Origin of the sequence: Streptomyces sp. NPDC058683 (genome assembly GCF_042716195.1) — a bacterium.
In the GTDB taxonomy this organism is placed as follows: Bacteria; Actinomycetota; Actinomycetes; order Streptomycetales; family Streptomycetaceae; genus Streptomyces.
This window is the reverse complement of sequence record NZ_JBHXSK010000002.1, coordinates 20,425-34,693: the sequence shown is the minus strand read 5'-3', so window position 1 is coordinate 34,693 and position 14,269 is coordinate 20,425. Positions and strand designations below refer to the sequence as shown.

Sequence of the window (14,269 nt, the reverse complement as noted above, 5' to 3'; positions counted from 1 at the left end):
AGTCGAGCAGGCTCGCGGAGCATCGCGCCGCCTCCGGTGTCCACAGCCGTGCTTGCCACCGGCGGCGATCACGCTTGCCCGTCCAAGACACCCCCGGCCCTTCGGCCGTACGAACCATCTCAACGAGGAGCAACCGTGCGCGTCATTTCCGTTCCCAGTTTCGGGTCACCCGACGTCCTTCGCGTCGAGGAACGGCCCGTCCCCGAGCCGTCCCCGGGCGAGGTGCTCGTCGAGGTCAAGGCCGCCGGCGTCAATCTCATGGACAGCTACATGCGTCGCGGTGTGATGAAGGGTCTCGCACTGCCGGCGCGTCTGGGGGCCGACGGTGCCGGGGTGGTCGCCGCCGTGGGCACGGACGCCACAGCCAAGATCGGCGATCGGGTCGCCTGGCAGTATGTGATGGGCAGCTACGCCGACATGGTGGCTGTTCCGCACGAGCGCCTCGTCCCGATCCCCGACGACGTGACCTTCGAGGCCGCCGCGGGCGGGCTGATGCAGGGGCTGACGGCGCAGCACCTGTCCTACGACGCCGTTCCCGTTCCCAGTGGTGCGGTGGCCCTGGTGCATTCCGCTGCCAGCGGCGTCGGCCGCATGCTGACGCAGTTGATCACCGCCCGTGGTGCGCGCGTGATCGCCACGGTCTCCCGCGCCCGCAAGGCGCGTTCGGCTGTCGAGGCGGGCGCCTGGAAGGTGCTGGTCCGTGACGAGACCGAGGATCTGGGGGCTGCCGTCCGAGAGCTTACGCACGGAGAGGGCGTGGACTTCGCGTTCGACGGCACGGGCAAGAGCCTGTTCGACGTCAGTATGTCGTCGCTGCGCTTCAAGGGTGTCTTCGTCCACTACGGCCGCGCGGGGGGCCCTATTCCGCCGCTGGATCTGTGGGTGCAGCCTGACGGCGTCCGCCTGGTTCACGTCCGGGGCGATGCCCCCCATGAGTCGACCGACGAGTGGCGCCAGCGTGCATCCCAGGTGATGCAATGGATCGGCGACGGCACACTCGATGTCCTGATCGACCGGACGTATCCCTTGGGGGATGCCGCCCAGGCGCACCGCGACCTCGAATCCCAGGAGACCGTGGGCAAGCTGCTGCTCATTCCGTGACATGACGGCCGGTGGTCGAGCCGGGCTGGGTCGAATATCGATCGCGTGTTCGATATGTGACCGTCGTTCGGCGGGGTGATTGCGCACCTTCAGGCGCACCGGATTCCGGAGCGGCAAGCGAGATGATGGTGGCGCCGCTGACCGCCTCTCCGCCTCGGGCTCAAGAGATTTCCCTGGTGTGGGTGGAGACACTCACCGGGTTGCCGGTTGATCAGTTCGGACGGGTGCTGTTGACGGCCGTCCACCGCCGCACCGACCTCACCATGCGGTAGCGGCGCTCTCGGGCTTTCAATGCCCCGAACTTGCGTGAAGCGCCGGGCTGCGTTGGCATGGAAGAGATTGCCGTAGAACTCGGGATGACTGTTCAGCTCCCCTGCCTTGGCTCAGTCAGCCGAGACAAGAAGGGCAGAAGTCGCGCCAGGGGAGACTGGCATTTCGTGGCGGAGCCCTCGCACGGGCCCGCTCACGATCAACGACGCCGTTCGGCCGACGTAAAGACTGCGGAGTCACCGGAGAGCGCTCTCACCCACTCAGGCCGTGTCCTGCATGGCTGTTGATCATTGCTGGGAGAGCAGGCGGCCGCGAACGCGTGGGGTGTACATATGACGTCCATGGCCCCTCATCGGGCACCGATTCGCGTCGGTCTCGTAGGTCTGAGTGCGAGCGGCGGGTGGGCGGCCATCGCTCATGTGCCGGCACTGGCCGGGCTCGACGGATGCGAGTTGCGGGCGCTCAGCGCCAGCAGTGCCGAGTCGGCGCATGCGGCCGGCGAGAAGTACGCGGTGCCGCTGAGCTTCGGCAGTGCGGAGGAGCTGGCCCGCAGTGACGAAGTCGATCTCGTGGTCGTGACGGTGAGGGTTCCGCAGCACCTGGAACTCATCCGGCCTGCGCTCGAAGCGGGGAAGACGGTGTTCAGCGAGTGGCCGCTGGGTGCCGACCTCGCGCAGGCCGAGGTGATGGCCGACCTCGCGCAGCGCAGGGGGCTGCTGACGGCCGTCGGCCTGCAGGCCCGGTCGGCTCCGCCCATGCGGTTTCTGAGGGATCTGGTTGCCGAGGGCTATGTGGGGCGGGTGCTGTCGACCACCATGCTCGGGTCGGGTGGGGGCTGGGGCGCCACATACGACGACAGCCACGCGTACCTGCTGGACGTCACGAGCGGCGCCACGCTGCTGTCGGTCCCCTTCGGTCACTCGGTCGACGCGCTGGCCATGGTGCTGGGGGAGTTGCGCGAGGTATCGGCTCACATCGAGAACCTGCGTCCGCAGGTCACCCACGTGACGAGCGGGGCGGTCGCGGCCAAGAGCGCCGAGGACCAGATCGCCGTGACCGGTGTGCTCGAGTCGGGAGCCGTGGCCGCGGTCCACTTCCGTGGCGGCGAGCCCCGCGCCACCAGGTTCCACTGGGAGATCAACGGTACGGAGGGCGACCTCGTCGTCAAGGCCGACCAGGCTCAGTGGTGGTCGGGGCGGCTAGGACTGTACGGCGCGCGGGGCGACGCCGGTGCCTTGACTGAACTTCCGGTTCCCGCCCGCTACCAGGGGTCGCTGACCCAATGGACCGGGCGATCCGCGGAGCCCGCCTACAACGTTGCCCACGAGTACGCCCTTCTGCGCGACCAGATCACCGGCAGCCTTGCCCCCGGCACGGACGGCGTTCCCGACTTTCGGCACGCCGTCCGGCTGCACGGCATCCTGGAGCAGATCCGAGAGGCGGCACGGGCCGGCAGGCAGGTTTTCATCTCCTCCGATACATGAGGTCCTCAAGCATTTTACATGAGTACCTCACGTATGTAGTGTGCGGTGGTCGGGCTTTCCGCAGGCTGTTGGGGCTGCTCAGCAACGTGAGCAGCCGACGTGTAGGCGACGGCGAGCCACTCCGGACCACGATTGACCATCATGAGGAGAACCACGTGCATCCGCTGACTTCGGTAGGTCGGCCATGGCGATGATCGACGCCGTCGATCGGTATCTCGGGTCCGACCCGGGCGGTGAGCGCCTTCGCACGGCGGCGAACGGGGCGATCGCGGTTCTGGCGGCGCTCGGGGCCTCCGCGCTGCTCGATGCCAACTTCCACATGTTCGAAGTGGCCGCATCGGTGCCCGAGGCTGGGGTCATCAATCATTTGGCCCCGCTGCTTGTGCTGATACTGGGCGCGTCCGTCGCGCTGACGGCGTCTTTTGTCGTGGGTGAGCGAACCGTGCGTGCGCGTGCGCTGACGTCGCTGATCGCCTGTCTCGGCATGTGGGCGGGTCTGTCCCTGGCGATAGCCGTACATCCCCATCGGTTCGTCGGTCTGGTCCTGCTGGTCGTCGTTCCGGCCGTCGGCGCCTGGTTCCGACGCTACGGGGCACGTGCGTTCGCGATCGGGTTCCCGATCCACGTCGGCTATCTGATCGGTTTCCTCGCCGGCGGTCAGATCAGCCGCGACCAGCTCGGGTGGCCCGGGGCCGTCATCGGTGTGGCCGGCGCGGCGACTTTCGTCGTCGGGCTGGCGTTGTTGCCGGGCTATGCCCATGCGACGGCGCGAATGCAGCGTTCCTACAGCGCCCGTGCCCGTCGTGTTCTCACGGTGACCGGCGCGTTGATGGACGCTCCCGTGCACACCCCCGCTGATCATCGGCTCGCGCGACGACTGCGGCGACTGGTCGTGCGTCTCAATGAGACCGCGCTGGTGCTCGACACCCAGTTGGTCACCGCGTCGGCCGACGACAACGACACGGCGGCCAAGGACCGACGCCGCTCGCTGTTCGAACACGAGCGCGCTGTGGTCACCCTGGCGCGGCTCGCGCAACGACATGCTCACCGCCAACTGAACGGTGAGGCACGCGCTGACGCCCGAGCGGTCGTCACCGCCGCGCGTGAGCTCGATCTCGCCGCTCTCGAAAAGGTCGAGTACCGTTTCCGGCGCTACCGGCCGGCCGACGCCGTACCGCGCTCCGGGAGCCGGGAAGACGGCGGTATCAGCGCAATCAGTGCGGACGGCGGTACCGGAGAGATCGCCGAGCGCTACCACGAGGCGGCCCGCGCGCTGGTGTCCGCCATCAGCGACACCGACGCGGACCCTCACGTGCAGCAGGAACCGCGTCCCGCGGTGCACCTGATCGGCGGTTGGCTGCCGGGCTCGGGGATCGTGAACGCGATGGCATCGTCCAGACAGGGCACAGCACGGGTGGACCGGATCTCGCTCACCGTGAGCACCCGCGTCTCGCTGCAGCTGGCCATCGCGCTCAGTTTGGCGATCTTCTTCGGCGACTGGCTCAGTCCGTCGCATCTGCTGTGGGCCGTCGTCTCGGTGTACGTGACGTTCCTCGGTTCCGCCAGTGACCGCGAACAGCTGCGCAAGTCCGTGTTTCGCGTCCTGGGCACGTTGGCCGGCGTGGTGGCCGGTGACGGCCTTGCCCGACTGACCGGGACGCAGCCGGTGGCATCGACAGCCGTGGTCGTCCTGGCGGCGTTCTTGATGTCGTACTTCGGCAGGATCAACTACGCCCTCGTCGTCGGCGCGGCCACCCTGGGTGTCGCGCAGTTCTACTCGCAGGCCGGCGAACTGACTTCGTCGCTGCTGGCCACGCGTGTTGAGGAGACCGCGCTGGGGGCGGCGTGCGCGATCGTCGTCGGGCTCGCCGTTCTGCCGCTGCGCACGACACACGCGGCCCAGGTCGGCCTGGCCGGGTATCTGCGTGCGCTGGCGCAGGTACTCGACGGTCTTCTCGCGCCCGACGGCCCGACCGCCGGGCACAGCGCGCGGACCGACACCCGCGCCCTCGACGCCAGTTTCCACGCCGCGACCGCGACGATCCGCCCGCTGGCCAGGACGCTCCTCGGCACCGAAAACCGCCGATGCCCGGAGACGTTGCGACTGGTGGATCTGTCCCACGAACTCGGTCGCACCATCGTGCACGACAGTTCGGTGCTGGCGCACCGCGGAAACGATCTGAGGGAGCTAGCCGGAATCACCCACCGGACGGCATCGGCCGCCCGGGCTGTGGCGGACAACCTGGACGGTCAAGAGGTCAGCCCGCCCGCCCCGTCCGCCGCTGCCGCGCTGGAACCGGCGCGTCCCGAACGGCAGACGCCGGTCACCGGGAGCCTGCGCTCTGAGCTCGAGGACATCGAGGGTGTGCTGACCGAGCTGGCCCTGATGCGCGGGCTGGCGATCCCGGACATCGCGGTGCCCGCACCCGGGCACGGCTGCACTCGACCCGGATGGGCCGTCGGCCCGTCCCATCCCGCCGGGCGGGCCGACGCACCAGTCGGCCGGCGAGCCACCGCCATGCCGAGCCTTTCCCTGAACCCTGCCACGGCCACCGTCAGCGGCGCGCTGCGCTGCCCGCTGCACCCCGACGGCTGCGAGGCGTGGATCACCGTGGTGGCCGACCGGGACAAGCACTGGACCCAGGCCAGGGCGGAGAACGGCCTCTACCAGATCACCGGGCTGCCCCCGGGCGGGTACACCCTGATCGCCTCCGCCTCACAGCACGCCCCGCATGCCGAATTCCTGCTCGTGGACCGGGGCGGCCGAGAAATCAGCCATGACATCGCACTCGAACCCGCCCGCTGATCGACGCATCGGTAGCGACGGTCCTCGCCCGAGCGCGCCGCCTGGGACCAGACCCTGGCTACGGGATGCCAACGCACCATGCGCAGCCACACCGAATCAGGCGCCGGATCACCGGCGTTCGGCGTGGCTCGGTGCCGGTCCCTGCCGGCTCGACGGCCGCTGAGGCGTACCAGCTGACCTCTCTCCTGGCAGTGAGACCGACCAGGTCGCCGGCATCGGGCACCGGCGGTATGTGCGCGCCGGCGCCCGATGCTGACCGGGTTCACCACCCGGGCGGTCTCAGGCACTGTTGCCGAGAGGTGATCACGGTGACAACAGGCCTCGGTATGTGACAAGTACCGTCGGCAGTCACATCCACCGAGGCCACCGGGATTACCCGGCCGTGCTCAGCGACAGCGCGAAGCGGCCCGCCTCGTCCGTCCACCAGTGGGTCAACTCGAAGCCCGCCGCGGCCAGTTCGCCGCGCACGCCCTCTTCGCGGAACTTCGCGGAGATCTCGGTGCGCAGTTCCTCGCCGTCGGCGAATTCGACCGCGAGGTCGAGCGCGGGGATCTTCACCGTCTGGTCGGTCAGCGACCGCAGCCGCATCTCGATCCACTCGTGCTCGTCGTCCCAGAGGGCGACATGGGCGAACGTGTCGGGGTCGAAATCGGCGCCCAGCTCCCGGTCGACGACGGCCAGGACGTTCTTGTTGAACTCGGCGGTCACCCCGGCCGCGTCGTCGTACGCCCGGACCAGAACGTCCTCGTCCTTGACCAGGTCGGTGCCGAGGAGCAGCGCGTCACCGGGTGCCAGCAGCCCCCGCATCGAGGCCAGGAACCGGGCCCGTTCGGCGGGCAGCAGATTGCCGATCGTGCCGCCGAGGAACGCCAGCAGCCGCGGCCCCGGCGTCTCGGGCAGGCTCATCCGGCCGGTGAAGTCGGCGATCAGGGCGTGCACGGACAGCGCCGGCCGCTCCTCGATGAGCGCCTGCCCGGCCTGGATCAGCGCACTCTCGCTGACGTCGACCGGGACGTACACCTCAAGAGAGGTGAGCGCGTCGATCAGCAGGCGGGTCTTCTCGGAGGAGCCGGAGCCCAGCTCCACCAGGGTGCGGGCACCGCTCGCGGCGGCGATCTCGCCGGACCGGGTGAGCAGGATCTCCCGCTCGGCCCGGGTCGGGTAGTACTCGGGCAGCTCGGTGATCTGCTCGAAGAGGTCGCTGCCCCGGGCGTCGTAGAACCACTTGGGCGGCAGTGTCTTGGGCATGGCGGTGAGGCCGTTCAGGACATCGGCGCGCAGCGCGGCGTCCGTCGCGTCCTCGGGAAGGGTGCGGGTGACACGGAGGGGACTCACGTACAGGGCTCCTTCGGGGATGGGGGTGCCCCCGCTCGAACGGAGTGGAGAGAGGGGGAGGACGCCGGGGCCTCGACCGGGTTCTCGACCGGGGAGAGGGTGACGCCCCGGCGGCTCGCGATGAGCAGCGTGCGGTCGGGGACCTCCCGCCAGCGCGGGTCGTCGTCGTACGGCTCGGAGGCGACGACGGTGCGCTGGCCGGGTTCCGAGAGGTACCAGAGGCTGTCGCCCCACGCGGTCGCGGCGATCGTCTCGCCGTCGGTGAGCAGGAGGTTCAGCCGGGCGGTCGGGGCCGCTTCGGCGACCTGGAGAACCGTTTCGGCAAGGGCTGGGCCCGGCGCTGTCCCGGACCGCAGCCGGTGCAGGGTCAGTGCCCAGACGAACGCCGAGTCGGTGCGCGCCTCCATCGACAGCAGGTCGACCGGGGGCAGCAGCGGCACGAGGGACGCCATGGCCTGCGGCCAGCCGGGGATCGCCCCGTTGTGGCTGAACAGCCAGCGGCCCGCGGCGAACGGCGCCGCCGCGGCCTCCGCGTCCGCGCCCGCCAGGGTCGCGTCCCGTACGGCGGCCAGCAGCGCACCGGCGCGCACCACCCGGGCCAGGTCGGCGAAGGACTGGTCGGCCCAGATCGGCCCGGCCCGCCGGTAGCGGGCCGGCTGCGGATCCGCGGGTGCGTACCAACCTACCCCGAATCCGTCGGCGTTGACCGTCCCGTACCGCTGCCGCCGGGGCGCCCACGACTGGCGGTACAGGGAGTGCGCGGGCTCCACGAGGAGCCGGTCGAGCGGCTCCTCGGGGCCCAGATACGCCAGATGACGGCACATCAGACGGTCTCCGCGGTACGGGCGGTGCGGAAGCCGGAGAAGATCTGCCGCCGGATCGGGTAGTCCCAGTTGCGGAACGTCCCCCGGCAGGCCACCGGGTCCACGGCGAACGATCCGCCGCGCAGCACCTTGTGCTCGGGGCCGAAGAACACGTCCGAGTACTCCTTGTACGGGAAGGCGCTGAAGCCGGGGTAGGGGAGGAAGTCGCTGGACGTCCACTCCCAGACGTCGCCGATCAACTGCCGTACGCCCAGCGGCGACTCGCCCTCCGGGTAGCTGCCCGCCGGGGCGGGGCGCAGATGCCGCTGGCCGAGGTTGGCGTGCGCGGGTGCCGGTTCGGCGTCGCCCCACGGGTAGCGTCGGGACCGGTTCTCGCCGGGGTGGTGCCGGGCGGCCTTCTCCCACTCGGCCTCGGTGGGCAGCCGGCGGCCGGCCCAGCGGGCGTAGGCGTCCGCCTCGTACCAGTTCACGTGCAGCACCGGCTCCTCGGGCGGCACGACCTCCGTGACCCCGAACCGGCGCCGCAGCCACTGGTTGCCCTCACGGTGCCAGAAGTGCGGGGCGACGATCGAGTGCTCGCGGATGTGCGCCCAGCCCTCGGGCGTCCACCAGCGCTCGTTCTCGTAGCCGCCGTCCTCGATGAACGCCAGGTACCGGCCGTTGGTCACCGGGGTGGTGTCGATCCAGTAGGGCGCCACCTCCCGCCGGTGCGCGGGGCGTTCGTTGTCCAGCGCCCACGGCTCGGTCGAGGTGCCCATGGTGAACGGGCCGCCGGGGACCAGGACTTCGGCCGGGCCGGTGAACGGCGGCGCCGGGTCCGGGTCCGGGGCGGTCAGGGCCTGCGGACCCTTGCGGAGCTGATGGGTGATCAGCATCGTCTCGTCGTGCTGCTGTTCGTGCTGGGCGATCATCCCGAAGGCGAACCCCGCCTCGGTCAGCCTGGTGCCGCCGCTGAACGCCGAGCCCTCCAGCAGGTCCAGGGCCCGCCCGCGCACCTCCGCCGCATAGCGCCGGGCCTCGGCGGGCGGCAGCAGCGGCAGCGTGGGCCGTTCGGAACGCGGGTGCTCGAAGGCGTCGTAGAGGCTGTCGATCTCGGGGCGCATCGCCTCCCGGCCGCCGACGTTGCGCAGCAGCCAGAGCTCCTCCTGGTTGCCGATGTGCGCCAGGTCCCAGACCAGCGGGGACATCAGCGGGGAGTGCTGGGCGGTGAGGTCGGGCTCCTCCACGCAGCTGGTCAGGAGCGTGGTGCGGTCCCGGGCCGTGATCAGGGACTTCAGGGCCCGGTCCCGCAGGGTCTCGATGTCGATGTCGGTCTCGGGGGCGGTCATGCGGGGATGTCCTTCCCGTGGGCGCGGCCCGATGTGCCGCGCAGGGGGTCCAGCAGGTCGTCGGCCGGGCAGCGGCCCTGGCGGACGTACCGGTCGTTGTATGCCGCCACGGCGGCCGTGACCTCGGGGGTCGCGCCCAGCCGGGGCAGAGCCTCCAGGGCCGCCGCGAAACAGGCGACGGCGGCCTCGTGCAGCTCCGGGTCGCCGAGCCCGGTCCGGGCCGCGTCGATCCACAGCGGATTGTGCGGGGCCGGCCGTGGCTCCGCACGCTCGGTCAGCGGTTTCACCGTCCGGTACGCCGTCTCGGCGGCCTCCGGGTCGTCGAACAGCGCCGCCGTCACCGCCAGCGGCACGATCCAGCCGTCGTCGCCGGGCTGCGCGTCGATCATCCGCAGCTCCAGATGACCCCGCGGCCGGACCGGTGGGAACAGCGTGGTGAGGTGGTAGGCGAGATCAGCCCTGGTGGGCGACCCCGACCGGGTCCACTCCCGGAAGGTGAGCCCCTCGGGCACCTCCCAGGGGCCGCTGTCCCGCCGTACGCACATCACCGGGGCGTCCAGCACGTGCCGGGCCCAGGACGTACGCGGGTCCCCGGCCAGCGGGGGCGCTCCCGCGCGGCCCGCGCCGATCTCCATCCACAGCAGCTGCCGGGTGGAGACCCAGCCGGTGGGCCGGCCTCCCACCAGGGGGGAGTTCGCGAAGGCGGCCACCAGGACCGGGCCCAGCTGGTGGGCCAGCCACCAGCGGCGGGTGTGCCCCAGCGGGCCGGGCTCCTCCTGGCCGGCGTCCAGGCAGACCTGTACGGAGGCCGAGGCGCACATCATGTGCCGGCCGGCCGGTCCGGTCCGGTCCAGGCAGGCCTCCATCGCGTCGTAGCGCGGCTCGCGCAGGAAGCGGCGGGGCGGATGCCAGGGATCGTGGCCGGCGCCGACGAGACCGAGACCCAGCTCGGCCAGGACCGTCCGTACGGCGTCCAGGTCGGCGGAGACGGTGCCGATGCACTCCATCAGGGAGGCGGCGGGCGGCGAGCTCAGCTCCAGCTGACCGCCGGGTTCGACGGTGAGCGCCGACCCCAGGGGCACCGGGCGCAGTGCGGCAAAGGCCGCTTCGAGTCGTTCTGGTGTGACGGGGAGCTGCGGCTGCCGCAGCTCCTGGACCAGCCATTCCACTTCGACCCCGAGCGTGCGGGGCGGGCCGGTCTTGAAGCAGATGCCCTTGACCAGGGCCTCCACCTCGGCTTCGGTGACGGCCGTGCGGTCGTCCGAGAAGTCGGTTTTCACCGACCCGTCGGTACAGTCGCCGCCGTCGGATATCGAATCGGACATGTAGGGATCCTCCTGAGATTCCACCATGCCGCCGGCCCGGCCGTGGATGGGTCCGGGACGGCACGTCCGTCCCACCCAAGACCTTCGCGCCGATTCGCACAAGGGCACCTATCGGGACGTTCTAGATCGGTAACCTCTGCTTCCCTGCACGTTCCGGAACCGTTTCGGGCGCGGGAAACTCCGTTGCGCCGCATCACCAGCATCACTCAGGATGCGTACATGAGCACGACGGGGGAGACCGCGCGGGCCGCGGTCGTGGCGCCTACGGGGGTGGCGCCATGAGCGCGCGCCTGCGCGGGATCGCCCAGGAGACCGAACAGATCGTGGCGGCGGGTGCCTATCGGACCCCCGACGGCCGGGAGGTCCTCCTGGCGGCCGACATCGCGGCCGCACAGGCCGGGACGCGGATCCACGGCCCGGAACCGGTGCCGGTTCCGGCGACCACCCCGGTGCGGACGGCCGTCGAGGTCACCGGCGAGAGCAGCCTGGAGGCCGCCCGCCGGCTGGCCGACGCCCCGGTCGCGGTCCTGAACTTCGCCTCGGCCCGCAACCCGGGCGGCGGTTACCTGAACGGCGCCCAGGCGCAGGAGGAGGCCCTGTGCCGCGCCTCCGCGCTCTACGCCTGCCAGTTGCACGCGAGAGCCTTCTACGACCACCACCGCGCCCACCGCGACCCGTTCTACTCGGACCGGGTGATCCACTCCCCGGCCGTCCCGGTCTTCCGTGACGACCGCGGCCGCCTCCTCACGGAGCCCTACCGCGCCGGATTCCTCACGTCCGCCGCGCCCAACGCGGGCGTGATCCGCCGTACGGCACCGGAACGCACCGGTGAGCTGCCGGGCGCCCTCGGCGCCCGGGCCGAGCGGGTCCTGGAGGTGGCCGCCGCGCACGGCTACCGGCGACTGGTCCTCGGCGCCTGGGGCTGCGGGGTCTTCCAGAACGACCCCCGGCAGGTCGCGGGGGCCTTCCGGGGGCTGCTGGGCCCCGGCGGACGGTTCGCCCGGACCTTCGAACACGTGGTGTTCGGGATCCTGGACCGTACGCCGGGAGCGGTGGTCCGGGCGGCCTTCGCCGAGGTGTTCCCGGAAGCCGCCCCCGACACCCAGCGCCCAGCGGCTCACCTCCAGCCGTAGCGCTCGTGCAGCCGGTTGCGTACGAGGTTGAAGCGGCCCCGGTCCAGCGCGCACGCCTCCCGGCGCATGCCGTCCTCGTGCAGCCGCAGCACGCGGTCCACGTCCACCCAGGAGTCGCGCCCCGACCGGTCCCAGGGACCGCTGCCGATCGCGACCCACTCGCGGTCGTTGTCGTGCCGCTTGCTCGACAGCTGTACGGCGAGCAGCGTGCCGGCCGCCTCCCGGGCGACGACCAGCACCGGCCGGTCCTTGCCCCGCCCGTCGTTCTCCTCGAAGGGCACCCAGGTCCAGACGATCTCACCGGGATCGGGGTCGCCGTCGTGGGCGGGGGAGTATTCGGTACGCACCCTGCCGACCTCGTGCGGGTCGGCCTCGATGGTCGCGGTGGGGCCGTAACGGCCGGGGATGTTCTCGTCGTCGGTAAGCGCAGTCACGAGGGCACCCTAAGGGGCCTCAGCCTGCGAGAACAGGCGGGGTACCGGTACGGCACGGCGCTGCCTCGGCCAACTCGGCGGTGACGTCGGCGCGTTCGATGTACCGGGCGCTGGCCAGCGCGCTCTCGGCCGTCGGCACCACCCTGCTGGAGCTGTTGCGGCGGCTCAACGAGCAGGAGCGAACGCGGAGGTGCCCCCGGCCCGGCCGGGGGCACCCCTTTCTTTCGCTGTCGACCGCTCGCCGGTCTTCCGCTACCGGCTACCGGCCGGCCTCCCGCTCCCGGCTACTCGCCGTCCTGCTCCACGGGCACCTTCTGCGTCTTCGGGGCCGCGACCCCGTTGAGAATCGGCGAAGTCTCGTTCGAGGCCTGCCCGTTCTGGTTCATCGACGCCAGCAGCTGGCGGGCCAGCCCCAGTCCGGTACCGCCCATCGTGAGCGCCTTGGCGAACATCTCGCCCATCCCGTCGGCACCGTTGAGCAGCACCATGTTGTCGACGTTGCCGAAGGCCGAAGCGCCCGCCTTGACGATCTCCGGCCAGTTCTCGGCGAGTTGCTGGGCGACGACCGCCTCCTGGTTCTCGGCCAGGGCGGCGGCGCGGGCCTTGATGGCCTCCGCCTCCGCGAGGCCCTTGGCCTTGGCCGCCTCGGCCTCCGCCAGACCCCTGGCCTGCGCGGCGGCCGCCTCGGCCTCACCGGTGGCGCGGGTCGCGGCGGCGCTCGCCGTACCCCGGGCCTTGGTGGCCTCGGCCTCGGCGCCCGCGGCCGCCTTGACCCGGGTCGCCTCGGCCGCCGCCGCCAGCTCCGTCTCCTTCGCCTTGGCCTGGGCCGCCGAGATACGCGCGTCACGCTCGGCCTCGGCCAGCGTGCGCTTCTCGTAGGCCTTGGCGTCGGCCGGCTTGCGGACGTCGGCCTGGAGCTGCTGCTCGCGCCGGTGCGCCTCCAGCTCGGCGACCCGCGTCTCCTGGACGACGACCTCCTGCCGGGCGGCCGCGTCGGCGAGCGGACCGGCCTGGCGGGACTGGGCCGCCGCCTTGTCGCGCTCGGCCTGGTAGCCGGCCTGGAGGATCTCGCTGTCCCGGGTGGCCTCCGCCATCCGGGCGAACGACGCCTGCTCCGCCTCGGTGGCGAGACGATTCGCCTCCGCCTGCGCGATCCGCGCGTCCCGCTGGACGGCGGCCGCGTGCGGCATCGCCAGGTTCTTGATGTACCCGGTCGGATCCTCGATCTCATGGATCTGCAGGGAGTCGACGATGAGCCCCAGCTTCTCCATCTCCGTGCCACAGGCGGCCCGGGTCTGTCCGGTGAGCTTCTCGCGGTCGCGGATCATGTCCTCGACCGTCAACCCGCCCACGATGGACCGCAGATGACCGGCGAACACGTTGTGCACCCGCTCGGACATCAGCTTCTGCTGGTCCAGGAACCGCCGGCCCGCGTTGGCGATCGACACGAAGTCGTCGCCCACCTTGAAGATGACCACGCCCCGCACCTTCAGCGGAATGCCCTGCTGGGTCACGCAGTCCACCGACAACTCGGTCTCGTTCAGGTCCAGAGAGAGCTTGCGCACCGCCTGCACGCCCGGCATCACCAGCGTGCCGCGCCCCGTGACGATGCGGAACCCCATGCCTTCCTCAAGGCCCTCGGTCCGATGGTTCGAACCGGAGATGATGAGCGCCTCGTTCGGCTCGGCGACCCGCCACATCATCTTGAACACACCGATCAACACGAGAACGGCGAGAACCGCCACCCCCGCAACGACGCCGACAACCATCGGCATACGCCCCCTTTGCATGGTGCCCTTTCGGCACCGAACGAAGGGAGTCTGCGCTCGCGCAAGCGCGGGGTGAAGACGCTGACGGATCCTTGTTGCAATCTTGACGCATACGCCCCTCACCTGGGGCTACTCTTGCTCAACTGTCGTATGCGGGCGTGACGTAGACCGTCCGCGGCGGCAGGTACTCGACCACCATCACCACCGTGCCCGGCTCGATCCGGGTGCCGCCGTCAGCGGAGTAGGCGAGGAAGTGCTCGGCGCCTCCCCGCACCCGGACGATCACCTCGCCGACGAGCCCGGGCCCGATCGTTCCGGTGACCCGCCCCATGAGCCCGACCATCGACGCATCGTCCATGGTCAGAGGGTACGGTCAGGTCAAGCTACGGGAAAGCCGCGGGTCGTCGGGCGCAGGCGTGGGTTGTGTGCGCCGCCGGTCCGTCATACGGCCGGTGAGTCC

General features: G+C 70.9%; 12 protein-coding genes. 4 read left to right on the top strand and 8 right to left on the bottom strand.

Features of this window, described 5'->3' with window-relative positions:
- Nucleotides 1–135: 135 nt before the first annotated feature.
- The 3 genes from ACFWXC_RS02290 (at nucleotide 136) to ACFWXC_RS02280 (ending at nucleotide 5,661) form a co-directional block, all read left to right on the top strand.
- The gene (locus ACFWXC_RS02290) at nucleotides 136–1,101 is read left to right on the top strand and encodes a quinone oxidoreductase family protein (RefSeq protein WP_384471672.1); all 966 of its coding nucleotides are present in this window, start codon (nucleotides 136–138) and stop codon (nucleotides 1,099–1,101) included.
- A 602-nt stretch (nucleotides 1,102–1,703) separates the two neighbouring features.
- Nucleotides 1,704–2,855, top strand: a complete 1,152-nt coding sequence (locus ACFWXC_RS02285; RefSeq protein WP_384471669.1) for a Gfo/Idh/MocA family protein — start codon at nucleotides 1,704–1,706, stop codon at nucleotides 2,853–2,855.
- A 184-nt stretch (nucleotides 2,856–3,039) separates the two neighbouring features.
- Entirely contained in the window at nucleotides 3,040–5,661 is a 2,622-nt protein-coding gene (locus tag ACFWXC_RS02280; protein WP_384471666.1) for an FUSC family protein, read from the top strand.
- A gap of 372 nt (nucleotides 5,662–6,033) precedes the next feature.
- On the opposite strand, the gene egtD is transcribed toward ACFWXC_RS02280, so the two are convergent.
- From egtD to egtA, 4 genes are read right to left on the bottom strand one after another with little or no spacing between them, the layout of a single operon-like run.
- Complete coding sequence (gene egtD / locus ACFWXC_RS02275; RefSeq protein ID WP_384471663.1) at nucleotides 6,034–6,996, bottom strand: L-histidine N(alpha)-methyltransferase; 963 nt, start codon at nucleotides 6,994–6,996, stop codon at nucleotides 6,034–6,036.
- Nucleotides 6,993–7,820: an ergothioneine biosynthesis protein EgtC gene (egtC, locus tag ACFWXC_RS02270; RefSeq protein WP_384471660.1), complete on the bottom strand. Its 828-nt coding sequence runs from the start codon at nucleotides 7,818–7,820 to the stop codon at nucleotides 6,993–6,995. Before egtC ends, egtD begins: the two co-directional genes overlap by 4 nt.
- Nucleotides 7,820–9,148, bottom strand: a complete 1,329-nt coding sequence (gene egtB / locus ACFWXC_RS02265; protein WP_384471658.1) for an ergothioneine biosynthesis protein EgtB — start codon at nucleotides 9,146–9,148, stop codon at nucleotides 7,820–7,822. Before egtB ends, egtC begins: the two co-directional genes overlap by 1 nt.
- Nucleotides 9,145–10,473, bottom strand: coding sequence for an ergothioneine biosynthesis glutamate--cysteine ligase EgtA (egtA, locus tag ACFWXC_RS02260; RefSeq protein WP_384471655.1), 1,329 nt, complete (start codon nucleotides 10,471–10,473; stop codon nucleotides 9,145–9,147). The genes egtB and egtA overlap by 4 nt, the downstream gene beginning before the upstream one ends.
- A 278-nt stretch (nucleotides 10,474–10,751) precedes the next feature.
- Between egtA and ACFWXC_RS02255 the strand changes: the two genes are divergently transcribed.
- A complete protein-coding gene (locus tag ACFWXC_RS02255; protein ID WP_384471653.1) occupies nucleotides 10,752–11,606 on the top strand; it encodes a TIGR02452 family protein in 855 nt (284 codons plus the stop codon).
- Here ACFWXC_RS02255 and ACFWXC_RS02250 read toward each other — a convergent pair.
- The 4 genes from ACFWXC_RS02250 to ACFWXC_RS02235 form a co-directional block, all read right to left on the bottom strand.
- Entirely contained in the window at nucleotides 11,591–12,040 is a 450-nt protein-coding gene (locus ACFWXC_RS02250) for a type II toxin-antitoxin system PemK/MazF family toxin (RefSeq protein ID WP_384471650.1), read from the bottom strand. The genes ACFWXC_RS02255 and ACFWXC_RS02250 overlap by 16 nt on opposite strands.
- 19 nt (nucleotides 12,041–12,059) lie before the next feature.
- Nucleotides 12,060–12,209: a hypothetical protein gene (locus tag ACFWXC_RS02245; protein WP_384471647.1), complete on the bottom strand. Its 150-nt coding sequence runs from the start codon at nucleotides 12,207–12,209 to the stop codon at nucleotides 12,060–12,062.
- A 115-nt stretch (nucleotides 12,210–12,324) separates the two neighbouring features.
- Nucleotides 12,325–13,815, bottom strand: coding sequence for an SPFH domain-containing protein (locus ACFWXC_RS02240; protein ID WP_384471644.1), 1,491 nt, complete (start codon nucleotides 13,813–13,815; stop codon nucleotides 12,325–12,327).
- A gap of 133 nt (nucleotides 13,816–13,948) precedes the next feature.
- The gene (locus ACFWXC_RS02235; protein ID WP_351744060.1) at nucleotides 13,949–14,167 is read right to left on the bottom strand and encodes a hypothetical protein; all 219 of its coding nucleotides are present in this window, start codon (nucleotides 14,165–14,167) and stop codon (nucleotides 13,949–13,951) included.
- Nucleotides 14,168–14,269 lie beyond the last annotated feature (102 nt).

What these genes read in the sequence shown, in the direction of transcription:
- ACFWXC_RS02240 (WP_384471644.1), bottom strand. Translation starts at nt 13,815, where the DNA reads ATGCCGATGGTTGTCGGCGTCGTTGCGGGGGTGGCGGTTCTCGCCGTT.
- ACFWXC_RS02255 (WP_384471653.1), top strand. Translation starts at nt 10,752, where the DNA reads ATGAGCGCGCGCCTGCGCGGGATCGCCCAGGAGACCGAACAGATCGTG.
- egtA (WP_384471655.1), bottom strand. Translation starts at nt 10,473, where the DNA reads ATGTCCGATTCGATATCCGACGGCGGCGACTGTACCGACGGGTCGGTG.
- ACFWXC_RS02280 (WP_384471666.1), top strand. Translation starts at nt 3,040, where the DNA reads ATGGCGATGATCGACGCCGTCGATCGGTATCTCGGGTCCGACCCGGGC.
- ACFWXC_RS02235 (WP_351744060.1), bottom strand. Translation starts at nt 14,167, where the DNA reads ATGGACGATGCGTCGATGGTCGGGCTCATGGGGCGGGTCACCGGAACG.
- egtC (WP_384471660.1), bottom strand. Translation starts at nt 7,820, where the DNA reads ATGTGCCGTCATCTGGCGTATCTGGGCCCCGAGGAGCCGCTCGACCGG.
- ACFWXC_RS02285 (WP_384471669.1), top strand. Translation starts at nt 1,704, where the DNA reads ATGACGTCCATGGCCCCTCATCGGGCACCGATTCGCGTCGGTCTCGTA.
- egtB (WP_384471658.1), bottom strand. Translation starts at nt 9,148, where the DNA reads ATGACCGCCCCCGAGACCGACATCGACATCGAGACCCTGCGGGACCGG.